This is a genomic window from Xenorhabdus thuongxuanensis (assembly GCF_001908095.1).
Classification (GTDB): domain Bacteria; phylum Pseudomonadota; class Gammaproteobacteria; order Enterobacterales; family Enterobacteriaceae; genus Xenorhabdus; species Xenorhabdus thuongxuanensis.
The window spans coordinates 1-26,660 of the sequence record NZ_MKGR01000021.1 but is presented as its reverse complement, the minus strand read 5'-3'; the positions used below and the strand labels follow the sequence as shown (position 1 = coordinate 26,660).

Below are 26,660 nucleotides of genomic sequence, written 5' to 3'. Positions count from 1 at the left end.
CCTCAAATTTGCTTAAAAAAACACTTTACAAATGATATTGAGAACGATTATCATTCTTAGCACTTTCAGTGCACCACCTTCAGGGTCCATGTGAAAGTACGACATTGCTCACATTGCTTCCAGTGTTTACTTTTATAGGCCAACTTTATGTTGGCTTTTTTTTGCCCTGACATTGTCTTATTTTTCTTCAAAAATTTTGAAAATTTAGATTAAATTTCCCATCTTTTATATTTCATGCCTTCAACTAGACTACAAAAAAATATTGAGGGATGTTGAAATGATCTACTTACGTCAAGCTTCACAACGGGGTCATGCCAATCATGGCTGGCTGGACAGTTGGCATACTTTTTCGTTCGCCAGTTATTATGATGCAAATTTCATGGGATTTTCTGTACTCAGGGTCATTAACGAAGATGTGATTGATGCTGGGCAGGGATTTGGTATGCATCCTCACAAGGATATGGAAATATTGACTTATGTGCTGTCTGGAACAGTGGAGCATCAAGACAGTATGGGGAACAAAGGAAGAGTATCTGCGGGAGAATTCCAGATTATGAGTGCAGGAACAGGCATCCGTCACTCAGAATATAACCCACAACATGATAGCCAACTGCATCTTTACCAGATCTGGATCATACCGGAAAAAACAGGACTCACTCCCCGTTATGAACAACACCGCTTTGATACGACTGAAGGTCGCCAATTAATTCTCTCTCCTGATGCCCGTGCTGGCTCACTAAAAGTTTTTCAGGATATGACATTATGGCGTTGGGCATTAAAAAATGGCGAAAATGGTGAATATGACATGGAAAAAGCACGCAACATCTGGATTCAGGTCGTTCATGGTGAAGTAATGATCAATGGAGTTCGGGCTACCACCAGCGATGGTGTTGCTATTTGGGATGAGTCCCAACTTCGGCTAACTGCAAATCAAGAAAGTGAGATCCTACTGTTTGATTTGCCATCCAACTGATATTGGGTATTAAGAAAGAACTCTATTCGGTTGGATAGAGTTCTTTCATGAGAAGCTTAAATTTACACTACAACTTAGGACCCGCCTTCACCAATGCGGCACCCGCAGCGGTGTCAGTATATTTATCAAAGTTATTGATAAAACGTTGGGCCAGATCTTTCGCCTTCACATCCCATTCGGATTTATCGGCATAGGTATTGCGTGGGTCCAAAATGTTGGTATCTACATCCGGCAATGTCGTTGGTACGGCCAGATCAAAAATCGGCAGTTGAATGGTATCCGCCTCTTCAATGTCACCACTGAGAATCGCATCAATAATCGCACGGGTATCTTTTATGGAGATACGTTTGCCCGTGCCATTCCAACCCGTATTGACCAGATAGGCTTTCGCGCCCGATGACTGCATACGCTTAACCAACACTTCTGCATATTGCGTCGGATGCAGTGATAGGAATGCCGCTCCAAAGCAAGCAGAGAAAGTTGGTGTAGGCTCCGTCACACCACGTTCAGTTCCCGCCAATTTTGCCGTAAAGCCAGACAAGAAGTGGTATTGGGTTTGTTCTGGGGTTAAACGGGAAACCGGAGGCAGTACACCAAAAGCATCTGCGGTCAGGAAAATGACCTTAGTCGCGTGCCCCGCTTTTGAAATCGGCTTAACGATATTTTCAATATGGTAAATCGGATAAGAAACACGAGTATTTTCTGTTTTGGAGCCATCATTGAAATCAACCGTACCATCCGCCAGTACAGTGACATTCTCTAACAGGGCATCACGGCGAATAGCATGATAGATATCCGGCTCCGCTTCTTTGGATAAATTGATGGTTTTTGCGTAACAACCGCCTTCAAAGTTAAACACGCCGTCATCGTCCCAGCCATGTTCATCATCACCGATTAACTTACGTTTCGGATCAGTGGAAAGCGTGGTTTTCCCTGTCCCAGAAAGACCGAAGAAAATAGCGACATCCCCTTCTTCACCCACGTTGGCGGAGCAGTGCATAGAGGCAATACCTTTTAATGGCAACAGGTAGTTCATCATTGAGAACATCCCTTTTTTCATTTCACCACCATACCAAGTACCACCAATCAACTGCATACGCTCTGTCAGGTTAAAAGCAACAAAGTTTTCAGAATTCAGTCCCTGCTCTTTCCATTGTGGGTTCGTGCATTTAGCTCCGTTCATCACAATAAAATCAGGTGTGAAACCAACTAATTCTTCGTCTGATGGGCGGATAAACATATTTTTCACAAAATGTGCCTGCCACGCCACTTCAGTAATAAAACGCACTTTCAAACGCGTATCTGCATTGGCTCCACAAAAAGCATCAACCACAAACAAACGTTTGCCTGAAAGCTGCTGAGTAACTAAACCTTTTAGATGAGACCAGGTTTCCTGACTGAGCGGTTTATTATCGTTCTTTCCTTTGCCTTGATCAGCCCACCATACGGTGTCGCGGGTAACATCATCGCGGACAATATATTTATCTTTCGGAGAGCGTCCCGTGAAAATACCTGTATCTACCGCGACAGCACCAAGGTTAGTCAATGTGCCACGCTCATACCCTTGTAACGTGGGTTGAGTTTCTTCAGAGAATAACAGTTCATAACTTGGGTTATAAATAATTTCACTAACATCATGAATACCATAAACCTCAAGTTCCTGCTCAGTAATGCCTGTAACGCTCATTTGTTGCTCCTGGTCAGTTATACTTTATCTCTGTGGGGGATAATAAATAATTATGACTAATTAACAGCGATTGTTATCAAAAAATTGAAATCACATTACTTTTTTTAAGCTTATATGAGACACAGGGCACGGAATGGCAGAATTATTCGTATAAAAAAGGGCGTGTATAACGCCCTATAAGAATTCATTGCTAATCAGTGCAACCGCTCTTTTTTTGCAGCTTTTATTTCGTTGATATCTTTCTCGTCGAAAACATAGTGCATGCCACAAAATTCACATTGCATGTCGATTTTGCCATCGTTGTGCAAAATTTCCTGAAGATCAGCTTCTGATAACGTCACCAGCGTATCAGCACAACGTTGCTGGGAACAGGTGCAACGAAATGCGACTGGCTGGGGTTCATATAACGTGACATCTTCTTCATGATAAAGGCGATGCAAAATCTCTTTCGCATCCAGCGTAAACAGCTCTTCTCCCTTAATGGTCACAGTCAGTTGCACCAAATGATCAAGCATATCTTCGCTGCCTTCCTTTGCCCCAGGCAAGATCTGCAATAACATGCCACCTGCTGCTATTTTTCCATCCTGCATACCAGTACGGATAAACAGGCGAGTTGGCAACTGCTCTGACTGTTTGAAGTACGCATCCAGACACTCTGCCAATGTATTGCCTTCCAGTGCCACAACGCCTTGATAACGTTCACCTTCTGTTGGTGTCACGGTGATAACCATATAGCCATTACCGATCATATCGCGCAGGCTACTTGCGGCATTCACGTCACCATCAATGCGAGCCGTGCCACGCATCTGTTGCAGGTTGTTACCATTAATTACAGCCAGTTTGACCGGCCCATCTCCCTGAATCTGTACCGTGATATCCCCATCGAATTTTAAGGTAGCTGTCAACAGGCTGGTTGCGACCAACAATTCACCCAATAGCTGCTGTACTGGTTGGGGAAAATGATGATTCTCCAGCATCCGTTGGTAAGTTTCACTAACGGAAACAAGTTCCCCTCTGACAGAATGGCTTTCAAATAAAAAGCGGTGTAATTGGTCATGCTTGGTCATAAATCTCTCTCATTTCACTGAGACGGTTGTACTCTCCGTCTTTCAAGTTGCCTATTTTTATTGGATGCAGCTTAAAATCGATTAAGTATCTCCCGACTCATTTAATTTTGCGTTCTTGAATTTTATCAGTGTACGCCGTTCTTTTTTGTCTGGACGGCGATCGGGATGTGGCATCGTGAGTGCATTCATTTTACGAGCCAATGCCATTTTTTCCCGATTGATAACGCTCTCCGCCGTTTCCTGATAAAGCTGTTGGGCTTCGGTAGCACTCCGTCTGCGACTGCACAATGCCAAGACAATCACCGTTTTTTCATCATTTCCCTGACGCAGTTTAATCTCTGCATTCAATTCAACTAGCTTACTCGGCTTACTCCGTTGCCCATTATAATGGACTTTTCCCCCTTCAATCATTTCACGCGCGATGGAACGGGTTTTATAAAAACGGGCAGCCCACAACCATTTATCAAAGCGAACAGCCTGATCAGTATCTGAATTCCGCATGGATGTTTCTCCCAATGATCTGAATCGGTGCTGGCAAAAAACGGGCTGAGGGTAACACAGCCCGTTGGGTTATCGCCAATCCATCGGCGGCGGAAACGAATTAAAACAGCTATCGTAGTACTGGGTAATATGTTGGAGACGCCGCCGGTTTTTCTGCTTTTTCTTGATAATCAATATGACGTTGATGATCAACGTTACTAGCAAGATCATCAGCAACAAACAACTACCCAGATAACGAATAATCGACGTGGAATCCGGTTCACGGTGCAACATGATATGGCGAGTCCCGTTGGGATCTTCTGACAATTTGGTCACAATCCCCTCCGTTTCAAATGGTGTCTTCATCAACAGCTCTAAAAGCCCCTGTAATTCCCGCCATCGATCTAAAGCTGAGTGTTCGTATATGTATTGTGTCCGCATCGGGTATTCAGCTAATGTTTTCCCCTCATCACTCAGCAATAAAACGCCCCCCGGAGATGGACTATTTATAAGAATGACCATTCTATCGATCTCCCGATAGATAAATGATGCAGTAGTGGAATCAACCAGTTTTTCCAACGCATCGGCACCGATAGAACGCAAAAACACCTTAGTGCCGTCCAGCTTGCCGCTTTCAGCGTCTTTTAACAATTTGTCCCAATTTTTGGCATTTCCCAAATTGACCAATGCATTTTTCAAACGGTCACAATCAGCATCGTTTTGGCACAACTTTTGTGTTTTCAAAATGATTTGTGAAAAGTTGTCGAGCAAGGTCATACCCGATTTGGCAATAGCTGCATTCAAGCTAGGATTAATTTTACGTTCAACTGGATGTAATTGCTCACCAACCGCTGTAATCAGTGCTGAAGCATTTTCGACAACTTCAGATTCCAGCATAGGTAATGGAATTTCACTATTCCAATAGATACCCACACAATCAAATGGTGCGAATATTGTAATATTCACTTTAGGTAGGATACTGGGAGGAACATAGCACATCCCCACACCTTTGACCTTTAATACATCCCCCTCCTCCAACGGTATATTTTGTAGCTCATGGAAACTGGTAATGACCTTAGTATTACTGCCATATAACCAGGCAAAACTAAGCCTCATGGATAAGTTCACCGGCGGGTAAAAGTAAAGCAACAGCATGACAAATACGGAGAAAACCACCAACATTACATTCTTTCTGCTACGCTGATAAGGATAATGCTTCTCTTCTTCATGTAAAGAAAGATAGCGTCCCTGCCGCACAACATGGCAGTTGGTGTAAATGTCGATATCGGTATTCTGATCAAGATCATGGGAAATATAGGGCTCCCAATGTACGGGATAAACCAGATCAATGCCGCCCAGAGAAATATTCTTTCTTTGCTCCGGCTCAAATTCGCTAAATACCCCCCATCGCTTCGGAATACCATTGAAACAATGGATTCTGGCTAATTTCCGACCAGAAGGTATTCGGAAATATGACCAAAAACTGCCTAGAAGAAATAAAAATGCCCCCAGCATTAACCACGGTAATATCGGAATGGGCACAAAAAGAGCCACAAACCATAGCGATAAACCAACACACATCAGGATGATTCCCTGAATGCCTGTTGATTTCCGCAGACGATACTCTTCCAATGTCTCCTTACGGATATGTAGTAATTTAGCGCTCAAATTGCCATTTTTTTGAATGGAAGCATGTTCGGTTTTTGCCGTTAGTCTCGTGATGGACAGATCTTGCTGATAATCTTTCAGAAAGTGACCATTAACCGCGATGACAAGCGGTATTGATGCGGTTTGAACAATCTCAATCGTATTCTGCTGCTTGATAAATGGCTCAAGCAACGCAGGAAAATGTATTTCCGTTTCACCAAGATAATAGCGCCAATGCCGACCTCCATCCGTTGCGGCAGAAAAACGGGTAATAGGATGCGTGATGGTATAAACATTATCATGTTTAACAGGTAGTACCGGATAATCAGCCTCAGGCCTACTATGCGTCTTCATCGGAAGACGGGCATTCCGCAAATAAGATTCTATGGCTTGATATTCATTGGTATTCAGTTTACGGCTGGCTGTTTTAGTCATTGACTGTAGATAACACGCGTTACCAAGCCGCCTCCATCTGAAAATCAGAAAGGAAGCCATTATAATCAGGCTAATGATAAAAATAGCCAATATAATGACCAATGAGCTCATTTTTTCCCCATGCTCACAACAGCAGTACAGAGATCAGCAGAATAACAATCTCATGAAACACCCAAAATCAGGCTATTCCTATTCTTGTCTTCTATTTTTTAATTTTATTTACAAAAGGTTATATAATTTTTCTCATACCTTTCCAAAAAATAAAGTCTTTTTGCAAGGGTAAGTAAGATAGCAACAAAAATACATTCAAGCGATAATCGCTATCATTTACTAACATAATCAGCCATATTAAAGCAAAACTTGGATGCGTACCATTTCATCACAACACTTAAAAAATACAGTAATATTTAAGTTATTTAACGCATTATTGTTTTAAATTATCCGGTATATGACAACCATCAGGGGCAAGCATGATTGATCTAAAAAAACCTAAGATACTGAATATAAATGACGTTGCCCGCTCGCGCTTATTCAATATTCAATCAGTTGATCTTGAATTCAGCAATGGTGTAAAACGAGTTTATGAACGAATGAAACCAGCAAATCGTGAAGCAGTTCTAATTATTCCAATTATTGGGGATGAATTAATTCTTATTCACGAATATGCCGTTGGCATCGAACAATATGAATTAGGTTTTCCAAAAGGTGCCATTGATGCTGGCGAGGGTATTTTTGAAGCCGCCAATCGTGAACTGAAGGAAGAAATTGGCTTCGGCGCAGGAAAATTGGAACTGTTGACGAAATTGACGATGGCACCGTCCTATTTTTCCAGCAAGATGAATATCATGATTGCTCATGAGCTTTACCCAGAATGTCTGGCAGGAGATGAGCCAGAGCCATTAGTGCAGAAACGCTGGCCAATCTCTGACATGATGTCACTATTGGAGCACCCTGATTTCAACGAAGCCAGAAATGTCAGTGCTCTATTTTTTGCCCAACGATATCTACAAGCAAAAAAATAATGGGAAGCATTAATTCATTCTTTAAAAACGGGTATGCAATTGATATCCAAATATCAATTTTATACTCGTTTTAACTGAAATACGGAGATAAAGAGTAAACACCTAAATAGAGTAAGGTTTAATTTGATACATGTAATAATTTCAATGATATTTATGAAAAATAACGCAGCTTATTAAAAATAATAAATAAACAAATTAACTACAGATTACAAATTAATTCACATCATAATTATATCTTCCTCATTAAAATAGCCTCTAATTAATCAATGACCTATTTTTTAAATAATCTATTACTGCAAAGGGAAGTAAGCAGTTTGCCAATACTGTATCAAAAAATAACAAAAGACCTTGCCCGTTCCCCAGCAAGGCCTTTTTATCTTCCATTTCCGTTATCTTAGGGGAAAATTAATCAGAATAATTCACGGCTTTCACCATTCTCAGTGACTGTCGTACCTACATCTGGTACGGCATATTCCGTCGGCTGAGTGCCATCAATGAAATACTCTTTACGGGTATTGCTACCACCGTTAGATAACTTACCTGTAGCTCGATCAATCGTGACAGAAACAATGCCGGCAGGGGGTTCCATGACTTTCTCAGGAACACCTTCTAACGCAGTTTTCATAAAATCATCCCAAATTGGCTGAGCTGTTTTCGCACCACCTTCCCCTTTTAATGCCGGAGTACGCCCCAAGCTTCTGCTATGTTCATCGAAACCAATCCAGGCTGTTGCCACCATATCTGGGCCATAACCGGAGAACCACGCATCTTTTGAGCTGTTGGTCGTCCCAGTTTTACCACCAATATCACGGCGCTTCAAATCACGGGCAGCCCGCCAGCCCGTTCCCATCCAACCCGGCTCACCAAAGATATTGGTATTCAAGGCATCATGGATAAGGAACGCCAACGGTGTACTGATAACGTGAGGAGCATACTGTTGATCATCCACATTAACATTTCCCGATACGCTCTCTAACTCCGGTTGAGGCGGTAAGGCTGGATTTTGCGGAACATCAGAGTGAGCCACGTTCTCAATAGAGTCTTCAGACAATTCAATGGAACGTGCTGTTTCACCATAAATCACCGGAATGTTTTCACATTGTGGACAAGCAATTTTAGGTTTCGCTTCAAACAGTACCTTCCCTTCATCATTTTCAATTTTGCTGATAAAGTAAGGATCAACCAGATAACCACCATTTGCCATCACGGCATAACCGCGTACTAACTGTAGCGGGGTAAATGAAGGGGAACCCAGTGCTAAAGATTCTGTACGTACAACATTTTCACCTGGTAAACCGAAACGCTTCAGGTAATCAGCAGCGTAATCAACCCCCATTGCACGCATGGCACGAACCATCACTACGTTCTTAGATTGCCCTAACCCCTGACGCAAGCGAATTGGCCCATCGTAAGTCGGTGGTGAGTTTTTCGGACGCCAATCCGCCCCAGCTCCAGCATCCCAACGGCTAATTGGCGCATCATTCAGCAATGAAGCCAGCGTTAGCCCTTTATCCATTGCTGCGGTATACAAGAATGGCTTGATATTGGAACCGACCTGACGCAACGATTGTGTCACACGATTAAATTTACTCAGTTCAAAATCAAACCCACCTACCAACGCTTCTATCGCACCATTCATTGGATTGATGGAGACCAGCGCCGCGTTAACGTCGGGAAGTTGAGCCAACCACCAAGTATCATTGACTTTTCTGATCCAAATTTGTTCGCCTGCCCGAATAACTTCACTGACACTACGTGGTGTAGCTCCTTGTAAGCTATCGGTTTTAAATGGACGAGCCCAGCGCACACCGGCCATTGTCAACTCAATGTTGCTGCCATCCACCAACATAACTTGTGCCTGATTAGCGCTGGAGCTCGTCACAATGGCCGGCACCAGAGGACCATATTTGGGTAAGGTTTTCAGCTTATCGATAATCTGCGTTTGGCTCCATGCCGATTGATTGGCTTTCCATAACACTTCTTGGGGGCCGCGGTAACCATGACGGACATCATAGTCAATCACATTGGAACGCACCGCGTTCACAGCCGCTAACTGGGATTTACGCGTGATAGTGGTATAGACCTTATAACCATCTGTATAGGCATTTTCACCATAACGATTGATCATTTCCTGACGAGCCATTTCCGTTAGATAAGGCGCAGAAAAAACAATTTGTGGCGCGTGATAACGAGCAACCAATTTTTCTTCTCTGGCTTCGTCATACTGACGCCGAGTGATATACCCTTCTTCCAACATTCTTCCCAGTACCACATCGCGACGGCTGATTGCTCGCTCATAAGAATAAAGTGGGTTAAACGTTGAAGGCGCCTTCGGCAAACCAGCAATCATGGCCATCTCACCCAATGTCAACTCATTGACGTTCTTGCCAAAATAGACATGAGCCGCCGCGCCAACGCCATAAGCACGATAGCCGAGATAAATCTTGTTGAGATACAACTCCAGGATTTCATCCTTAGTTAATAATTGTTCGATCTTAATCGCCAGAAATGCCTCTTTCGCTTTACGTATCAACGTCTTCTCTCGGCTAAGAAAAAAGTTTCTCGCAAGCTGCTGAGTGATGGTACTCGCCCCTTGAGAAGCATGACCAGAAGTGATGACCACAGAAACAGCACGAATAACCCCGATGGGATCAACACCATGATGTTCATAAAATCGACTATCTTCCGTGGCAATAAAGGCTTTCTCCATGAGGGGGGGTATTTCTGACAAGGTAAGGGGTAAACGACGCTTTTCACCATATTGGGCTATTAATTCGCCATCAGCACTGAACACCTGCATAGGTGTTTGTAATCGGACGTCCTTTAAAGTCGCAACATCAGGAAGCTGTGGCTCGATATATTTGTACAAACCAAAAATCGAGGCGACTCCCAATAAAATGCAAACAACAATAAGGATCAAAAAATACTTTATGAACTTCACCTGAAATTTCTCATGCCATGTTAATTGGGCAGTTTATAAACGATCAGTACGTAGTATAAAAGGCTTAGTATAAAGGGATTAGTATAAGGGCTGTACAACACTACATGTACAATACTATATGTACAATAATAGATATCACCTTTACCAATCCCGCTTTCATGTCTCATTAGGTTTTCATTAAGTTGATGTTTTCGTTGATAGTAGATAAGGAGATCTCTATATGTATCCACCTAAATGGTATATCGGATTGGATATCCAAGATCACTACATTCGCGCTCTTGCCACCATTAAACGCCGTGATGGTTGGCAACTTCGGCACTGCTGGCAATATCACTTATCCAGCGAGATTATTTCAGGAGGACGGCTACAAGATCCTGAAAAATTACTCCGCATTTTAATGCAATGGAGAAAAATATTACCTAAGAATCTTAGCCTAAGATTGGCTCTCCCTGTTCAGCAAACCTTACAGAGACAGATCGCCTTGCCTAACAATACTACCTTGCAAGAACCGGAACTCGGCTGGTTTGTGCACGCCAATGCTGAAAAACAATTTCCTGTCAGTGAGCTAGCGTTGGATTATCGTGTTCATGGTCAGCAGATTTGCATCAGTGCAACTCGCCAAAAAGATCTCAACCTCTGGCTGAATCTGTTTGCAGAGATCAATTTATCTCTTGATGCCATTGATATTGCACCCTGTGCATTGCGTTATGTAGCTAAACTTGCGGGAGTGCCTGACAACAGTTGGTTGGTTCACAAACGTATAACAGACTGGCTCTGGGTAGCTCCTGCCAACCGACCTTTCAGTTCTGGCCTGATAGCTTCACAACCGGATTTACAGCTACTCCAAATCATCAACCAGCTCCCCATGACTCCAGAAACAGAAGATTATGCAATTTATTACAGCGATGAAGAGCAATCGACATCAGTAAAAGCGATATCAGTATCAACAAAATCGGCCAATATTTGGCAACTCTTAATGGCGTTCCGTCATTACCACCCCCCACTGCCAGACAAAACGAATGCATTCATTATTGCCGCAGGTTTAGCTCTCAGGCCGAGTGATCAGTGATGCATCAAGTCAACTTTTTACCCTGGCGGCAGAATAAGCTAAAACGTCAGTGCCAAACATGGGGAGCACTACTTTGCTTACAATTTACATTGTGGGCAACAGTATTGGTGTTTATTTCTACGCTACAAACAAACCAGATTAAACAATATCGCGGACAATTAACGGAAATTACTCACCAATTGGCTCAATTGCAACAAACTATCAGCGCAACAGACCAGGCCGTGCAACAACATCAACAATTGTCACAACTATTACGGAAAAAACACATATTCATGGAACAGAATCAACGCTATTTACAACTCTTTCGCCAACTTCCTCATTTATTACCAGAGAATAGTTGGCTGACTGCATTTAGTGACGACAGTGGACAATTAATTTTTACCGCCCGCAGTCAAAACTATACAGATATCTCCAATTTGTTGGATAACCTGACTGACGATACTTTGCTTAACAATGTACAGCTAAGAAAAATGACCACGACAGAAGATCATTTCAAGGTTTTTACCATTGATGCAAATTGGTTGATGGGAGAATCCAATGAGAAATAATTACCTTGAATGGTTTTATCGCCCTGTTTGGCAACAGCTTGTCTTGCAGCAATTGCTCATCATCTCACTGCTGTTGGGATTCTACTTTTTGGTCTGGCAGAAAAATCGGCAGGAAATTCATACCCTCCAGAGCGATATTAAGCAACAGCAACACAATGAGGTACTATCTCAGCAGAAGCTTGCTGAACTGCCATCCCTGCCTGAAACTCAACAGAAGATCCAGAACATGACCACAAGCCTTGCCCAAAACAGTCATTTCTCATCCTCAAAAAATATTCCGTCCCAAAATACGACCATACTCAAACGACTGCATATACCGCTAACTCACTCTGGCAGTCAGCTAATGGAGTGGAAAATCCACAAAGAAAATGAACACGTTTTGTGGCATATCATGCTGTCGCTAAATTACAGCCAATTTCTCCATTTCTTGAATGAAATTCAAAAGTTGCAGCCACCGTTACTGATTAAGCACATCACAATTACTCCCTCTGACGATAGCCTAATGGTTCGCATAGTTTTTTCAGATAAGGAGAAATCATGAACCGCCATCCTTTAATTCTCCTAATCTTACTCTTATTATCCCAATTCGGTTTTGCTACAGAAAATCCTGCTGCGGAAAACCATACCGGAGAAGAGCCAAATTTTGAAATGCCAATAAGAGATCCGTTCCAGCCTCCCATATCTGTAATAGAGGATAAGACTGACTTTTCTCCAACAGAACAAAATGAGCAAGAACAAGAGATCGAATATCAGGCAATTACTTTGCAATACGCTGATGCAGGGCAAGTAGCAGAACAATTACAGCAAAATCACCCTGCGTTACTGACAAAATGGGGAAAGGTTGAACACGATCCCTTAACCAACAGCCTGATCTTGGAAGATAAATTTGATGCTATTACCCGTATCAAAAACTGGCTGAAAGAAGTCGATACTCCACAACAACAAGTACAGATTACCGCCCATATTGTTACCAGCAGCAGGGAAGCCCTGCATGAATTGGGGCTTCACTGGGGAGTAAACGCCGATCCACATAATCAATCAATAGGTCTAAACCGCTTAAATCTACATCAACCTGCCGGCAATCAACGCCATAGGTTGGTACTGAATACCGCCCGCATTCACGCAAACTTGTTAGAGCTGGAACTCAGCGCACTAGAGCAGGAAAACCAGCTCGATATCATTGCCAGCCCACGGCTAACTGCTTCACACCAACAAGCAGCCAGTATCAAACAAGGTTCTGAAATTCCTTATGTCGTTCAGAACAAGAATAAAACAACCGTTCAATTTAAAGAGGCAGTATTGGGTATGGAAGTTACCCCTCATATTTTAAGGCAGGGAAAAATCCGGCTCGCGCTAAAAATCAGCCAGAATGCCCCTGGTTTTTCCATCAATCAGGGAGGAAATGAAAATCTGGCTATCGATAAACAAGAGATAATAACTCAAGTTACGATTAGAAATGGGGAGACCTTAATTCTTGGGGGGATCTTTCAACAGAAAAAAACCGCAAGTTTACAAAAAGTTCCTTATCTGTCCGATCTTCCCCTATTGGGAGCATTATTTAACCAAAAAGGAGAACAACATAGTCGCCGAGAACTCGTAATTTTTATTACACCTCAACTGACCGATATTTAATCAATTAAAAATATCACTTAAAAATCAAAATATTAATGCCAAAATTGTGTTTTTTATGTCAAATCACCTACCGTTTTTCTTGGTCTGTCCTGTTTATGGATTTGACGCTGAGAGTAATTTAGCATACAAGGATTAACTAATTGAGTGGGCAGATCTAACATCGCAAGCAAGAGCTTATACCCAATAGATTGCAAATTTTAGCAAAACAGCAAGTTGTAAGATGGAAGGTAGATATACTGGGCTCTTAATCGGCCAGCAAAAGCATAAACCAGGTGATTCGGTTCGTGCGAAATTTATATAGTTGCAATACAGGCTGATGTGCTGAGATAATTTTCCTATCTGATCTCACATTCTCACTCATGAGGTTTCAGTTTAGGTCCCGTGGCTAATTTTATTGGCGGGGCGGGTTATCATTAACAAACAGTCTTAGTAATACCAAAAACATGGCAGAGAAACGCAATATCTTTCTGGTTGGGCCTATGGGTGCCGGCAAAAGCACTATTGGTCGTCAGTTAGCTCAGCAACTCAATATGGAGTTTTACGACTCTGATCAAGAAATTGAGCGACGTACCGGAGCTGACGTGGGCTGGGTATTTGATGTGGAAGGCGAAGAAGGCTTCCGCGATCGCGAAGAAAAAATAATTAACGAACTGACTGAAAAACAAGGCATCGTATTGGCTACTGGAGGGGGATCTGTTAAATCAAAAGAAACCCGCAATCGCCTGTCTGCCCGTGGTGTGGTCGTCTACTTAGAAACAACCATCGAAAAACAGTTGGCTCGTACCCAGCGCGATAAAAAACGCCCTTTACTTCAAGTTGATGCACCAGCACGAGAAGTTTTAGAGAATTTGGCTGATGAGCGCAATCCTCTTTATGAGGAAATTGCTGATGTGACTATTCGCACAGATGAGCAAAGCGCCAAAGTCGTCGCTAACCAAATCATTGAACTACTGGAAAAAAACTGATTATAGCGAGTCCGCACAGCGGCAAACGATAAGGCGAAAGCTGATATGGAACAAGTGACTGTTACGTTAGGTGAAAGAAGCTATCCAATTACCATAGCCGAAGGGCTATTTTCTGACAGTGAGGCATTCAAGCCCCTGCAAGCTGGTCAACAGGTCATGATAGTGACCAATAAGACACTTGCTCCCCTGTATCTTGAACAGGTGAAATCCACATTGCAGAGAATGGATCTTCGGGTAAATGAAGTTATCTTGCCTGACGGTGAACAGCACAAATCACTGTTTGTGCTCAATGACATTTTTTCCGCCTTGCTGGAAAATAATCACGGTCGTGACACAACACTTATCGCCCTTGGTGGTGGTGTAATCGGTGATATGACGGGGTTTGCCGCGGCTAGCTATCAACGCGGCGTTCGTTTCATCCAAGTACCCACCACACTGCTCTCTCAGGTTGACTCTTCCGTCGGTGGAAAAACAGGAGTCAACCACCCCCTCGGCAAAAACATGATAGGCGCTTTCTACCAGCCCACTTCGGTTATTGTCGATCTCAATTGCCTGAAAACATTACCTGCTCAAGAGTTATATTCAGGTCTGGCTGAAGTCATTAAATACGGCATCATTCTGGATGGTAAATTCTTTAGCTGGCTTGAAGAAAATATTGAGAAATTATTGGCTCTCGATGGCCTTGCAATGGCTTATTGCATCCGTCGTTGCTGCGAACTCAAGGCGTTGGTTGTCGCAGCTGATGAACAAGAACGCAGTGGAATGCGTGCATTGTTGAACCTCGGTCATACCTTTGGACATGCAATTGAGGCTGAAATGGGTTATGGTGTCTGGCTACATGGTCATGCCGTTGCGGCGGGTATGGTGATGGCTGCCAAAGCTTCTGAACTCGTCGGCACATTCTCAAAGCAGGACATCCAACGGATTATTCGCTTGTTGGAACGCGCAAAATTACCGATCAATGGCCCTGAAGTAATGTCACCTGATACCTATTTACCTCATATGATGCGTGACAAAAAAGTTTCTGCCGGAAAACTGCATCTGGTACTACCGACAGCCATTGGGGAAGCAAAACTTCGTACTGATATTGAGAAAGAAGTTATATTGGATGCCATTCGTCTATCTCAGCCATCCCCCCGCTAGATACACGATACTCTCTAATTAATTCCAACTTATTGCTCTGGCAGTAAATTCTAATGCCCAGCTGAAATTTGGAAGATGAAGGGAATTTCTGGATATGGCAAAATTTGCGCTGATAATATAAAGCTGAATGATGAATTATTCTCTAGCTGTTATGCTATACAATAGCTACATTATCAAATAAAGCATCATCGGTTTTAGTTAGGTCAGACTGCCAAACCTCTTCAATAACAATTGGCAGAACTATCTCTGTTGGGAGGGCATATGGACGAATTAAAATCAGAAAACAAACAAAAAACAGAACATGAATTAAAGCCTGATACTTCTGATCGCAGCCCTCAGCGCTCCAGAAGCCAATCCAATCAACCTAAGCTCGCAATATCACGCCAGCAAATAATGATCGGTGTTGGTATTCTGGTACTTTTGCTTCTGATTATTGCTATCAGCTCTGCATTAAAATCACCCACTGAGCATGAAAAACAGCAATCACAGCAAAATACTGTGGAAAGGAGTGTTAACCTTTCTGGTTCTTCCTCACTTTCTACCAATTCCCCTGGCAGCGAGCAAGAAAATCCGTCAGAGCCAACAACGCATGGCGCACGTGAAATCAGTCCGCCACCAATTAGTAGTATACCAAGTAAAGATCTTCCCCCCGCAACTGGAACTGGTGGCTATAACCAGCGCATAGAGTTACCCGGTGATATTTCTGATGCTTTGAATCAACAACAAAGCAACATTAATAATTCTGTGCAAAACACTCTGGCACAACCGCAAGTTAAACCCACTAAGCCAGCAGTAACACCTCCTACTGAACCAAATAAACCAGAGAAGGTTGTGCCAGCAAAAGTTACACCACCGAAAATAGAAAAACCCAAAACAGAAAATCAGGTTAGAGAAGAGAATTACGCCAAAGCGACTAGTCACCATCAGGTCAATAAAAAGAGCGTAATCGATGCTGGAGGTGATCTGCTGAAAGCATCAGCAAACCAATTCACACTACAATTGAGTAGTGCCGGCCGTTCTGATACCTTAACCGCCTTCGCGAAAAAAAATAACCTTTCTAACTACAAGGTTTATGAAACAAAACGCGATGGCAAGACATGGTTTATCTTGATTCATGGCAATTACAGTTCTGTTTCTGATGCTAAAAGGGCCATTTCTTCACTCCCTGCTGAAGTTCAGGCCAAAAAGCCTTGGGTCAGAAAACTACAACAAGTTCAGCAAGATCTGAAAAAATAAAACTATTTTGATTAGGCGCTGATATGCTGTCCTAAACAGAGTACAATCTGCGGCTCTGAAATTATTGAATAACTAATTTGACGGCATGAAAAAAAAACGCGCTTTCTTAAAATGGGCCGGTGGAAAATACCCCTTGGTAGATGATATTAAACGTCATCTGCCAGAGGGAGATTGCTTGATTGAGCCATTTGTTGGCGCAGGCTCGGTATTCCTCAATACCGATTATGATTCTTACATTTTGTCAGATATCAATAGTGATCTGATCAACCTGTATAATGCCGTAAAATCTCGTGCGGATGAATTTATTAATCATGTCCGTCCATTATTTTCATCGGAGTTCAACACTGCCGAAAACTTCTATCGCCTAAGAGAAGAGTTCAACAAAAGCAAAGATCCTTTTCGCCGTAGTATGCTGTTTCTTTACCTGAACCGCCACTGCTATAACGGGCTTTGTCGCTATAATTCACGAGGTGAGTTTAACGTGCCTTTTGGGCGCTATAAAAAGCCTTATTTTCCTGAAGATGAGCTTTACTGGTTTGCAGAAAAATCCCAGAAAGCAGCTTTCATCTGCCAACATTACGAAATAGCATTAAACAATGCCTCAAATGGCTCGGTGATTTATTGTGATCCCCCGTATGCCCCACTTTCTGCTACGGCTAATTTTACAGCCTACCATACAAATAGTTTTAACCTTCTCGATCAGGAAAATCTGGCACATATTGCCTACCATATCTCGTCTCAAAAAGGTATTCCGGTGCTTATCTCTAATCATGACACGCCGATGACACGGGAGTGGTATCATCATGCTTCCCTTTACATTGTTAAAGCCCGCCGGACAATAAGTAGAAATATTCTTGCCCGCAGTAAAGTTGATGAACTTTTGGCGTTATACTGCCAAAAGTGATTGAGGTTTCCAGCCCCTGAAATAACAGGGGATAAAACAATGAATTGGAGAAGATAACAGTGAAGAAAGACTTTCTGATTGCCCCATCCATTCTATCCGCAGATTTTGCCCGATTAGGTGAAGATACCGCTAAGGTTTTGGCAGCAGGCGCTAATGTTGTGCACTTTGATGTCATGGATAACCATTACGTGCCAAATTTGACGATTGGTCCAATGGTCTGTCAGGCACTGCGCGATTATGGCATTACTGCGCCAATTGATGTTCACCTAATGGTAAAACCTGTTGATCGCATTATTCCTGATTTTGCCAAAGCTGGTGCAACTTATATCACTTTCCATCCTGAAGCCAGTGAGCATGCCGATCGCACACTGCAACTTATCAAGGAACATGGCTGCAAAGCGGGCTTGGTCTTCAATCCAGCAACCCCGCTTAGCTATCTTGATTATGTATTAGATAAGTTGGATGTAATTTTGTTGATGTCTGTTAACCCAGGTTTCGGTGGCCAGTCTTTCATTCCAGAAACACTGAAAAAACTGCGTCAGGTACGTAAAATCATTGATGACAGCGGATACGATATCCGTCTCGAAGTTGATGGTGGTATCAAACCCAATAATATTGCTGAGGCAGCTCAAGCTGGCGCAGATATGTTCGTTGCCGGCTCTGCTATTTTCAGCCAAGCAGATTATAAAGCGGTTATTGATGAGATGCGCCGCGAATTATCGAAGGTAGCATAATGAAAAATGACATCGTAAAAGGAATTCGTGCCATTGCATTTGATTTGGATGGCACACTGGTGGACAGTGCTGGCGGGCTGGCTGATGCTTTAGATCAAGCTCTGATGGCCAAAGGCTTACCCGCGGCGGGCAAAGAACACGTTGCCGTCTGGATAGGCAATGGTGCTGATGTCATGGTTGAACGTGCACTGAAGTGGGCTGGAGCAGAACTATCTGCCGAATTGCATAGTGAAACACGCAAGCTGTTTGATAAATTTTATGAAACTAGCGTAACCACAGGCAGCCAACTGTTTCCCCAGGTAAAAGAGACGTTGGCAGAACTGGTAAAACACAATTTGCCAATGGCGATTGTTACGAATAAACCAACTCCTTTTATTGCTCCATTGCTGGAATCACTAGGTATCAGTGAATACTTTTCATTGGTATTGGGCGGTGACGATGTTAAAGAGAAAAAGCCTCATCCCGCCCCACTTTATCTAACAATGGGTATGTTTGGTTTGCATAAAGAAGAATTGCTTTTTGTTGGCGATTCCCGTAATGATATTTTAGCAGCACAAGCCGCTGGTTGCCCGTGTGTTGGTTTAACCTATGGATATAACTACGGAGAGTCGATAGCGTCAAGCCATCCAAATTATGTATTGGACCATTTTTCGGATTTACTCCCAACTATTGGACTATCCACTTTGAAACCATTATCCAGTCTGAAAATACAGGAAGCTTAATAAAATGAATGAACCCACTGCAATGAAACCAAACTCCCAAAAACCTATTGTATTCAGCGGCGCACAACCCTCCGGTGAATTGACCATCGGTAACTATATGGGGGCGTTACGTCAGTGGGTTAAAATGCAAGATGAATATGATTGCATTTATTGCATCGTTAACCAGCATGCCATTACTGTGCGTCAAGATCCCAATGAACTGAAAAAACGCACGCTGGATACGCTGGCACTTTACCTTGCCTGTGGTATTGATCCAAAGAAAAGCACCATCTTCGTTCAGTCACATGTTCCACAACATTCCCAGTTAAGCTGGGTGCTGAATTGCTACACTTATTTCGGTGAACTTAGCCGCATGACTCAGTTCAAGGATAAATCAGCTCGCCATGCAGAAAATATTAATGCTGGCTTGTTTGATTATCCGGTTCTCATGGCTGCTGATATTTTGCTTTATCAGGCCAATCAAATCCCTGTCGGCATTGACCAGAAGCAACACCTTGAATTAACCCGCGATTTGGCGCTGCGGTTTAACGCTTTATACGGCGATATTTTCACTGTTCCAGAGCCATTCATCCCAACAGGTGGCGCCCGTGTGATGTCATTGCAAGATCCGAGCAAGAAAATGTCGAAGTCGGATGATAACCGCAATAACGTCATTGCTCTGCTGGAAGACCCTAAATCCGTCGTCAAGAAAATTAAACGTGCGGTTACCGATTCTGATGAACCACCTTGCGTACGTTACGATCAGGAAAATAAACCAGGCGTTTCCAACTTACTGGATATTCTCGCTGGTGTAACAGGTAAAACTATTCCTGAATTAGAAGCCGAGTTTGAAGGTAAAATGTACGGCCATTTGAAAGGGGCTGTCGCAGATGCCGTAAGCGAAATGCTGACAGGCTTACAGGAACGTTTCCATCATTTCCGTAACAATGAAGCTTTACTTAACCAAATCATGGCAGAAGGGGCAGCCAAGGCCAAAGCTCGTGCCCAGGCAACCTTGGATAAAGTCTATGAAGCGGTAGGTTTGATCGCTCACCCGTAACCGCCGACCTTATGTGAATGCCAAAGGGTACATTTCCCCCTTTGGCATAGAAATTCCGTTACTTACCGAATAAACGACGATTAAAATCCTCAATTCTTCCATGCAATATGCGTTTTTGCATCGTCAGATTCCAACTGGCAGACAATCCAGCAGCGCCCATTAGGCGACGATACAGCTCTTCATCAAATGGGTTATGAAAAGCAATGGAAATTGCTTCCTTAACAGAAACATCGCTATTACGACTTAACAGTTTTATCGGTTCACCAGCACTAACTAAGCCAGGAGAGATAACACGATATAACCAACCACAACGCCCATTATTTTGCATCATCGCCGCAAACTCACTGATATTTGTAATAAAATTGAGTTTATAACATGGAGAGCGTGGTTGAGTTACTTGAATCAGAGCTTCACCCCATTGGAAAATATCGCCAATATAAACAGTATCTTCTGTCATTCCTTCTGTAGATATATTCTCACCAAACAAGGGAGAGACTAATAATTCCATCAATTCAGGAAATTGCCTTTTCCAAAATAGGTAATGCTCTCTTGGATAATGACAAAGCGCCCGATCAGCTCCACCATGAAAACGAGTTTCCGCTTGTTCATCGCCTTCTAGCCCAAGAGAGGTTAGCTGTAAACTACCATTCACCACCAATTTATTGATCGCACTGAAACCCAATGTTTCTGACGATGATATTTTGCCTCTATATATTTGTGGATAATACATTTTTATTCCCTCTCAATGAGCTAGTGAAGATGAACACGTATTATCCAGGCATAATAACCAAGATTGCAGACAATAAGAATGCTGGTCACAGCCATGACCAGCATTCTTATGAAAAATAATTGAATGGATTATTTGATTTTTTCTTCGTAGCGTTTTGCCGCTTCATCCCAGTTTACTACATGCCAAAATGCTTTGATGTAATCAGGGCGGCGATTCTGATATTTCAGGTAATAAGCATGCTCCCATACATCCAGACCCACAATCGGGTAGCCAGAAGCACCGGCTATCTCTTCACCCATTAGTGGGCTATCCTGATTAGCTGTTGAAACAACAGCAAGTTTGCCATCTTCTTTCAGTACCAACCATGCCCAGCCAGAGCCAAAACGAGTTGCTGCCGCTTGTTCAAATTTTACCTTGAAGCTGTCGATACTGCCAAAATCACGTTCAATTGCGGTTTTCAAGGCACCATCCAATACCGTACCTAATTTTAAGCCTTTCCAAAACAGACTGTGGTTTGAGTGACCACCCGCATTGTTGCGTATAAAATTGCGTTTATCTGCTGGAATTTTATCAAGCTGCTGAACAAGATCATCGATATCAAGTTTGCTTAATTCTGGAAAGGCTTCCAGAGCAGTATTCGTATTAGTGACATACGTCTGATGGTGTTTAGTATGGTGAATTTCCATCGTCTGTTTATCGAAATGAGGCTCCAACGCATCATAGGAATAAGGTAGAGAAGGCAATGAATAACTCATATCATATCTCCAGTAGTTTAGAATTTAGAATATATAAAGCTCACGCCTTGTGAACAGTATGATTATTATAGTGAATTGAAAGATAATGAAAATGATTATCAATTCCATATTGTTACTATGGTTTCCTTTATACATTCACGTTTCATGCTTCTACCTAGATAAAAATATCAATTAAAAACTGAAATAACAGAATATAAGGCCAATAAAAATAATAAACTCATTACTTAGTCTCGCTTAAATCTACAGCATTAAATGATCATTCCATAAAATTCATTCTCTTTATTGCGTGATCTTCCGCGCAAAAAAGAAACAAAAATTCTTCTTACACTTTAGTTAACCTTGTTTTGACATAGTATTAACAATTGCAAGGAGATAAAAATATGACTCAAATAATCAAGCATCTTATTCCTGCTGATATTGCAGATACGGCCCTGATAAGCAAGCAACAGTACCTACAAGACTATCAAAGGTCAGTACAAGACCCAGAAGGCTTCTGGGGTGAAAAAGGTAAAGTAGTTGACTGGATTAGGCCCTACACCAAGGTCAAAAATACCTCTTTTGATCCTGGGCATATCAGCATCCGCTGGTTTGAAGATGGCACCCTGAACTTAAGTGCCAACTGTCTTGATCGCCATTTGCAAGAACGTGGTGATCAAACTGCCATTATATGGGAAGGAGATAATCCCGCAGAATCCCGCCATGTTACGTATCGAGAATTACATCATGACGTCTGCCAATTTGCTAATGTGTTGAAAAAACTGGGGATCAAAAAAGGTGATGTTGTTGCTATCTATATGCCAATGGTGCCAGAAGCCGCCGTCGCAATGTTGGCCTGTGCCCGTATCGGCGCGATCCATTCCGTAATTTTTGGTGGCTTCTCTCCTGACGCTATCGCTGGCCGAGTTATCGATTCCAACGCTAAGCTCGTGGTTACCGCAGATGAAGGCTTGCGAGCTGGCCGCACAATCCCATTGAAAAAAAATGTCGATGAGGCTCTGAACCATTCTGACGTTACTAGTGTGACTAATGTGGTTGTTTTCAGACGTACCGGAAATACCAAAAACTGGAATGACAATCGCGATTTATGGTGGCATGAACTGACCGAGAGTGTTAGTGCTGAGTGTCCCGCTGAAGAGATAGGTGCAGAAGATCCATTATTCATTCTTTATACTTCAGGCTCTACAGGTAAACCTAAAGGCGTCCTGCACACGACTGGCGGTTATTTAGTCTATGCATCTTTAACGTTTAAATACACGTTTGATTATCGCCCTGGAGAAATTTACTGGTGTACAGCCGACATAGGCTGGGTAACAGGACATAGCTACCTGCTATATGGGCCCTTGTCTTGTGGTGCCACGACTTTAATGTTTGAAGGTGTCCCCAACTATCCTGAAGTTAACCGTCTCTGTCAGGTAGTTGATAAGCATAAAGTTAATATTCTTTATACTGCGCCAACCGCCATTAGGGCATTAATGGCCGAAGGTGATAAAGCCATAGAAGGTACTAAGCGTACGTCATTGCGCATTATGGGCTCTGTGGGAGAACCCATCAACCCAGAAGCATGGGAATGGTACTACAAAAAAATAGGCAACAGTAAATGCCCTATTGTAGATACATGGTGGCAAACCGAAACTGGCGGATTCATGATCACACCGCTACCAGGAGCTACCGATCTCAAGGCAGGCTCCGCAACTCTGCCATTTTTTGGTGTTAATCCAGCGTTGGTTGATAATTCTGGAGAAATTTTAGAGGGGGTGAGTGAAGGCAACCTTGTTATCACGGATTCCTGGCCAGCACAGGCACGAACTTTATATGGTGATCATGAGCGTTTTGAACAAACCTATTTTTCCACTTTCAAGGGAATGTATTTCAGTGGTGATGGTGCTCGACGTGACGAAGATGGCTATTACTGGATCACCGGCCGTGTTGATGATGTTCTGAATATTTCAGGCCATCGTTTGGGAACCGCAGAAATTGAATCAGCTCTGGTTGCATACCCTAAAATCGCTGAAGCTGCCGTTGTTGGCATCCCTCATCATATTAAAGGACAAGCTATTTACGCCTACGTCACGCTAGTTCATGGTGAAGAGCCCTCCCCTGGACTGTATACCGAGGTCAGGGATTGGGTTCGTAAAGAAATCGGCCCAATTGCAACACCCGATATCCTTCATTGGACTGATTCTCTGCCCAAAACGCGTTCCGGAAAGATTATGCGGCGTATTTTGCGCAAGATTGCTTCTGGTGATACCAGCAACTTAGGAGATACCTCCACGCTGGCCGATCCGGGAGTTGTTGAAAAACTGCTGGAAGAAAAACAATCCATCAACATGTCGTAAAACATATGCGCCGCCGCAAGGCGGCTTGAATAACGTATCACCAAAAGTACGGAGCCGTACAGGAACTTGGCTAATCATCAGGAATTCCTTGGGTATGGCTATCCAATATCTGGTATCTCATGAGGTGGCTTAAGGTGTAACGTTTAAAATCAGCAAGGAGATACTCCAATGAGTGACGACATTTATCAAGAGATTGAAAATAATCCCCGCTTTAAGGAGTTAGTTAAGAAGCGAGGGCGTTTTGCCTGGCTGTTATCCATCATTATGTTAGTGCTTTATGTTAGTTTTATTTTCCTTATTGCTTTTGCTCCTGAATGGCTTGGAACACAACTTCATGAAGATACCAGTATGACGCGGGGAATTCCTGTAGGAATTGGGATCATCTTCATATCTTTTATACTGACCGGAGTTTATGTAGTCAGGGCGAATGGTGAATTTGATCGTCTGACGTCAACTATTCTCAACGAGGTGAGAAAATGAAAAAAATCGTATTATTATTTTCTTCCCTCTTTCCTATCCTAGCCCAAGCAGATGCCATTTCCGGTAATGTAGAAAAACAACCTTTGAATATTCAGGCAATTATCATGTTTCTGTTATTCGTCGGGTTAACTCTTGGTATTACTTACTGGGCTTCAAAGCGGACTATTTCACGCTCAGATTACTATACCGCTGGCGGACGTATTACTGGATTCCAGAATGGTATGGCGATAGCGGGTGACTATATGTCAGCCGCCTCATTTCTGGGAATTTCAGCGTTAGTTTATACATCTGGCTATGATGGGCTGATCTATTCCATTGGCTTTCTCGTTGGCTGGCCAATTATTCTATTCCTCATTGCCGAAAGATTAAGAAATTTGGGGCGTTATACCTTTGCTGATGTCGCTTCTTATCGGCTGAAGCAGCGACCTATCCGTACCTTATCCGCAATGGGTTCGTTAGTTGTTGTTGCGTTATATCTAATAGCTCAGATGGTCGGAGCTGGAAAACTGATCGAATTGCTATTTGGATTGAATTATTACGTCGCTGTTGTCTTGGTCGGTATTTTGATGGTGCTTTATGTATTATTTGGCGGAATGCTGGCAACAACATGGGTCCAGATTATTAAAGCAGTTTTGTTGCTGGCAGGAGCTACATTCATGGCCCTGATGGTCATGAAAACGGTTAATTTCAATTTTCATACCCTGTTTAAAGAGGCCATTGCGGTACATTCTCTTGGGCCTGCCATCATGAGCCCTGGAGGATTGGTATCTGATCCTATCTCTGCCCTCTCTCTAGGATTGGCATTAATGTTCGGTACTGCGGGATTACCCCATATTGTCATGCGGTTTTTTACCGTCAGTGATGCTAAAGAAGCTCGTAAAAGTGTTTTCTATGCAACTGGCTTTATCGGCTATTTTTATATCCTGACGTTTATTATCGGATTTGGTGCAATTCTACTAGTCAGTGCCAATCCTTCATTCAAAGATGCAACTGGCGCATTAATTGGTGGTACAAATATGGCTGCTGTCCATTTGGCAAATGCCGTTGGCGGTGATTTTTTCCTTGGTTTTATCTCTGCTGTTGCTTTTGCCACTATTTTAGCTGTAGTAGCAGGGTTAACATTGGCAGGCGCTTCCGCAGTATCTCATGACCTCTATGCCAATGTGATTAAACGGGGACAAGCTAATGAACGAGATGAGCTAAAAGTTTCAAAAATTACTGTCGTTATTCTGGGATTAGTTGCTATTGGCTTGGGTATTTTGTTCGAAAAACAAAACATTGCTTTTATGGTTGGTTTAGCTTTTTCCATTGCCGCAAGTTGTAATTTCCCTATCATTTTATTGTCAATGTACTGGAGCAAGCTGACTACACGTGGAGCATTAGTTGGTGGATGGTTGGGATTACTGACAGCAGTTGTATTAATGATCCTAGGCCCTACGATCTGGGTTAGTATTCTTGGTCATGAGAAACCAATTTATCCTTATGAATATCCAGCTTTGTTTTCCATGTTTATAGCATTTATTGGAGCTTGGTTATCTTCAATTACTGATACTTCCGCACAAGGAATGCAGGAAAGGGAAATGTTTCGCAGTCAGTTTATTCGTTCGCAAACAGGTATTGGTATCGAACAAGGGAAAGCACATTAGCTTTTGGTTAATTATTTCGATTTTTTTCAAACGCAAAAAAGCCATCCGGTAACGGATGGCTTCTCTGACTGATTGAATGTCTGGCAGTTCCCTACTCTCACATGGGGAGACCCCACACTACCATCGGCGCTACGGCGTTTCACTGCTGAGTTCGGCATGGGGTCAGGTGGGACCACCGCGCTCTTGCCGCCAGACAAATCCTGTTTTCAATCCCGAACAAGCTGTTTTCTCTCTCTGAAACTTTCTCTTCTCTCATGCCCAAAACACCTTCGGTGTTGTCAGGTTAAGCCGCACGGTTCATTAGTACTGGTTAGCTCAACGTCTCGCAACGCTTACACACCCAGCCTATCTACGTCCTCGTCTCGAACGCTCCTTTAGTACCCTCAAGGAGTAAGGGAAGACTCATCTTAAGGCAAGTTTCCCGCTTAGATGCTTTCAGCGGTTATCTCTTCCGCACTTAGCTACCGGG

General features: G+C 42.8%; 23 protein-coding genes and 2 rRNA genes. 16 read left to right on the top strand and 9 right to left on the bottom strand.

Translation table 11 applies throughout. The features are described 5' to 3' along the window. Positions 1-277: 277 nt before the first annotated feature. Positions 278-973 carry a pirin family protein gene (locus Xentx_RS13350; RefSeq protein WP_074020718.1) on the top strand — a complete coding sequence of 232 codons (696 nt, stop codon included), beginning with the start codon at positions 278-280 and terminating at the stop codon, positions 971-973. A gap of 67 nt (positions 974-1,040) precedes the next feature. Here Xentx_RS13350 and pckA read toward each other — a convergent pair whose 3' ends face one another. The 4 genes from pckA to Xentx_RS13330 form a co-directional block, all read right to left on the bottom strand. Then, positions 1,041-2,660, bottom strand: a complete 1,620-nt coding sequence (gene pckA / locus Xentx_RS13345; protein WP_074020717.1) for a phosphoenolpyruvate carboxykinase (ATP) — start codon at positions 2,658-2,660, stop codon at positions 1,041-1,043. A gap of 194 nt (positions 2,661-2,854) precedes the next feature. Next, positions 2,855-3,727 carry an Hsp33 family molecular chaperone HslO gene (gene hslO / locus Xentx_RS13340; RefSeq protein ID WP_074020716.1) on the bottom strand — a complete coding sequence of 291 codons (873 nt, stop codon included), beginning with the start codon at positions 3,725-3,727 and terminating at the stop codon, positions 2,855-2,857. A gap of 81 nt (positions 3,728-3,808) precedes the next feature. Continuing rightward, positions 3,809-4,228, bottom strand: a complete 420-nt coding sequence (gene hslR / locus Xentx_RS13335) for a ribosome-associated heat shock protein Hsp15 (protein ID WP_074020715.1) — start codon at positions 4,226-4,228, stop codon at positions 3,809-3,811. Positions 4,229-4,297: 69 nt separating this feature from the next. Next, positions 4,298-6,400 (bottom strand): IgaA/UmoB family intracellular growth attenuator, encoded by a 2,103-nt coding sequence (locus tag Xentx_RS13330; RefSeq protein ID WP_074020714.1) that lies wholly within the window; start codon positions 6,398-6,400, stop codon positions 4,298-4,300. Positions 6,401-6,759: 359 nt separating this feature from the next. On the opposite strand from Xentx_RS13330, the gene nudE reads away from it, so the two are divergent. Next, a complete protein-coding gene (nudE, locus tag Xentx_RS13325) occupies positions 6,760-7,311 on the top strand; it encodes an ADP compounds hydrolase NudE (protein WP_074020713.1) in 552 nt (183 codons plus the stop codon). Positions 7,312-7,720: 409 nt separating this feature from the next. Here nudE and mrcA read toward each other — a convergent pair whose 3' ends face one another. Next, positions 7,721-10,252 (bottom strand): peptidoglycan glycosyltransferase/peptidoglycan DD-transpeptidase MrcA, encoded by a 2,532-nt coding sequence (gene mrcA, locus Xentx_RS13320; RefSeq protein ID WP_074020712.1) that lies wholly within the window; start codon positions 10,250-10,252, stop codon positions 7,721-7,723. 220 nt (positions 10,253-10,472) lie between these two features. Here mrcA and pilM point away from each other — a divergent pair, with 220 nt between their 5' ends. The 11 genes from pilM to trpS all read left to right on the top strand — a co-directional run bounded on the left by pilM (position 10,473) and on the right by trpS (position 20,244). After that, positions 10,473-11,321 (top strand): type IV pilus biogenesis protein PilM, encoded by an 849-nt coding sequence (gene pilM, locus Xentx_RS13315; protein ID WP_074020711.1) that lies wholly within the window; start codon positions 10,473-10,475, stop codon positions 11,319-11,321. Then, positions 11,321-11,869 carry a PilN domain-containing protein gene (locus Xentx_RS13310; protein ID WP_083600973.1) on the top strand — a complete coding sequence of 183 codons (549 nt, stop codon included), beginning with the start codon at positions 11,321-11,323 and terminating at the stop codon, positions 11,867-11,869. Before pilM ends, Xentx_RS13310 begins: the two co-directional genes overlap by 1 nt. Continuing rightward, a complete protein-coding gene (locus tag Xentx_RS13305; protein WP_074020709.1) occupies positions 11,859-12,410 on the top strand; it encodes a hypothetical protein in 552 nt (183 codons plus the stop codon). Before Xentx_RS13310 ends, Xentx_RS13305 begins: the two co-directional genes overlap by 11 nt. Then, positions 12,407-13,501, top strand: a complete 1,095-nt coding sequence (pilQ, locus tag Xentx_RS13300) for a type IV pilus secretin PilQ (RefSeq protein ID WP_083600971.1) — start codon at positions 12,407-12,409, stop codon at positions 13,499-13,501. Before Xentx_RS13305 ends, pilQ begins: the two co-directional genes overlap by 4 nt. A 443-nt stretch (positions 13,502-13,944) precedes the next feature. Then, positions 13,945-14,466: a shikimate kinase AroK gene (aroK, locus tag Xentx_RS13295; protein WP_038237472.1), complete on the top strand. Its 522-nt coding sequence runs from the start codon at positions 13,945-13,947 to the stop codon at positions 14,464-14,466. Positions 14,467-14,511: 45 nt separating this feature from the next. Further along, a complete protein-coding gene (gene aroB / locus Xentx_RS13290) occupies positions 14,512-15,609 on the top strand; it encodes a 3-dehydroquinate synthase (protein WP_074020708.1) in 1,098 nt (365 codons plus the stop codon). Positions 15,610-15,870: 261 nt separating this feature from the next. Next, on the top strand, positions 15,871-16,845 hold the full coding sequence (locus Xentx_RS13285) for an SPOR domain-containing protein (protein ID WP_074020707.1): 975 nt from the start codon (positions 15,871-15,873) through the stop codon (positions 16,843-16,845). A gap of 85 nt (positions 16,846-16,930) precedes the next feature. Next, a complete protein-coding gene (dam, locus tag Xentx_RS13280) occupies positions 16,931-17,749 on the top strand; it encodes an adenine-specific DNA-methyltransferase (RefSeq protein ID WP_074020706.1) in 819 nt (272 codons plus the stop codon). A gap of 59 nt (positions 17,750-17,808) precedes the next feature. Beyond that, complete coding sequence (rpe, locus tag Xentx_RS13275) at positions 17,809-18,483, top strand: ribulose-phosphate 3-epimerase (protein WP_074020705.1); 675 nt, start codon at positions 17,809-17,811, stop codon at positions 18,481-18,483. Further along, on the top strand, positions 18,483-19,205 hold the full coding sequence (locus Xentx_RS13270) for a phosphoglycolate phosphatase (RefSeq protein WP_074020704.1): 723 nt from the start codon (positions 18,483-18,485) through the stop codon (positions 19,203-19,205). Before rpe ends, Xentx_RS13270 begins: the two co-directional genes overlap by 1 nt. A 4-nt stretch (positions 19,206-19,209) precedes the next feature. Further along, positions 19,210-20,244, top strand: a complete 1,035-nt coding sequence (gene trpS / locus Xentx_RS13265) for a tryptophan--tRNA ligase (RefSeq protein WP_074020703.1) — start codon at positions 19,210-19,212, stop codon at positions 20,242-20,244. Between the two features lie 58 nt (positions 20,245-20,302). Here the strand turns inward: trpS and yiiM are convergent, their stop codons facing one another. After that, positions 20,303-20,974, bottom strand: coding sequence for a 6-hydroxyaminopurine reductase (gene yiiM, locus Xentx_RS13260; protein WP_074020702.1), 672 nt, complete (start codon positions 20,972-20,974; stop codon positions 20,303-20,305). Between the two features lie 128 nt (positions 20,975-21,102). Beyond that, positions 21,103-21,729 carry a superoxide dismutase [Mn] gene (sodA, locus tag Xentx_RS13255; RefSeq protein WP_074020701.1) on the bottom strand — a complete coding sequence of 209 codons (627 nt, stop codon included), beginning with the start codon at positions 21,727-21,729 and terminating at the stop codon, positions 21,103-21,105. A 380-nt stretch (positions 21,730-22,109) separates the two neighbouring features. On the opposite strand from sodA, the gene acs reads away from it, so the two are divergent. From acs to actP, 3 genes are all read left to right on the top strand, one after another. After that, the gene (gene acs, locus Xentx_RS13250) at positions 22,110-24,065 is read left to right on the top strand and encodes an acetate--CoA ligase (protein WP_074020700.1); all 1,956 of its coding nucleotides are present in this window, start codon (positions 22,110-22,112) and stop codon (positions 24,063-24,065) included. Positions 24,066-24,233: 168 nt separating this feature from the next. Then, on the top strand, positions 24,234-24,545 hold the full coding sequence (locus Xentx_RS13245; protein WP_074020699.1) for a DUF485 domain-containing protein: 312 nt from the start codon (positions 24,234-24,236) through the stop codon (positions 24,543-24,545). Further along, on the top strand, positions 24,542-26,191 hold the full coding sequence (actP, locus tag Xentx_RS13240; RefSeq protein ID WP_074020698.1) for a cation/acetate symporter ActP: 1,650 nt from the start codon (positions 24,542-24,544) through the stop codon (positions 26,189-26,191). Before Xentx_RS13245 ends, actP begins: the two co-directional genes overlap by 4 nt. Before the next feature lie 78 nt (positions 26,192-26,269). Here actP and rrf read toward each other — a convergent pair. Then, positions 26,270-26,385, bottom strand: a 5S ribosomal RNA gene (gene rrf, locus Xentx_RS13235). Positions 26,386-26,470: 85 nt separating this feature from the next. After that, positions 26,471-26,660, bottom strand: a 23S ribosomal RNA gene (locus Xentx_RS13230); the annotation flags it as partial.

Bases quoted from the DNA above. Each gene is read 5' to 3' on its own strand.
- Xentx_RS13350 (WP_074020718.1), top strand. From the start codon at position 278: ATGATCTACTTACGTCAAGCTTCACAACGGGGTCATGCCAATCATGGC.
- pckA (WP_074020717.1), bottom strand. From the start codon at position 2,660: ATGAGCGTTACAGGCATTACTGAGCAGGAACTTGAGGTTTATGGTATT.
- hslO (WP_074020716.1), bottom strand. From the start codon at position 3,727: ATGACCAAGCATGACCAATTACACCGCTTTTTATTTGAAAGCCATTCT.
- hslR (WP_074020715.1), bottom strand. From the start codon at position 4,228: ATGCGGAATTCAGATACTGATCAGGCTGTTCGCTTTGATAAATGGTTG.
- Xentx_RS13330 (WP_074020714.1), bottom strand. From the start codon at position 6,400: ATGAGCTCATTGGTCATTATATTGGCTATTTTTATCATTAGCCTGATT.
- nudE (WP_074020713.1), top strand. From the start codon at position 6,760: ATGATTGATCTAAAAAAACCTAAGATACTGAATATAAATGACGTTGCC.
- pilM (WP_074020711.1), top strand. From the start codon at position 10,473: ATGTATCCACCTAAATGGTATATCGGATTGGATATCCAAGATCACTAC.
- Xentx_RS13310 (WP_083600973.1), top strand. From the start codon at position 11,321: ATGCATCAAGTCAACTTTTTACCCTGGCGGCAGAATAAGCTAAAACGT.
- Xentx_RS13305 (WP_074020709.1), top strand. From the start codon at position 11,859: ATGAGAAATAATTACCTTGAATGGTTTTATCGCCCTGTTTGGCAACAG.
- pilQ (WP_083600971.1), top strand. From the start codon at position 12,407: ATGAACCGCCATCCTTTAATTCTCCTAATCTTACTCTTATTATCCCAA.
- aroK (WP_038237472.1), top strand. From the start codon at position 13,945: ATGGCAGAGAAACGCAATATCTTTCTGGTTGGGCCTATGGGTGCCGGC.
- aroB (WP_074020708.1), top strand. From the start codon at position 14,512: ATGGAACAAGTGACTGTTACGTTAGGTGAAAGAAGCTATCCAATTACC.
- Xentx_RS13285 (WP_074020707.1), top strand. From the start codon at position 15,871: ATGGACGAATTAAAATCAGAAAACAAACAAAAAACAGAACATGAATTA.
- dam (WP_074020706.1), top strand. From the start codon at position 16,931: ATGAAAAAAAAACGCGCTTTCTTAAAATGGGCCGGTGGAAAATACCCC.
- Xentx_RS13270 (WP_074020704.1), top strand. From the start codon at position 18,483: ATGAAAAATGACATCGTAAAAGGAATTCGTGCCATTGCATTTGATTTG.
- trpS (WP_074020703.1), top strand. From the start codon at position 19,210: ATGAATGAACCCACTGCAATGAAACCAAACTCCCAAAAACCTATTGTA.
- yiiM (WP_074020702.1), bottom strand. From the start codon at position 20,974: ATGTATTATCCACAAATATATAGAGGCAAAATATCATCGTCAGAAACA.
- sodA (WP_074020701.1), bottom strand. From the start codon at position 21,729: ATGAGTTATTCATTGCCTTCTCTACCTTATTCCTATGATGCGTTGGAG.
- acs (WP_074020700.1), top strand. From the start codon at position 22,110: ATGACTCAAATAATCAAGCATCTTATTCCTGCTGATATTGCAGATACG.
- Xentx_RS13245 (WP_074020699.1), top strand. From the start codon at position 24,234: ATGAGTGACGACATTTATCAAGAGATTGAAAATAATCCCCGCTTTAAG.
- actP (WP_074020698.1), top strand. From the start codon at position 24,542: ATGAAAAAAATCGTATTATTATTTTCTTCCCTCTTTCCTATCCTAGCC.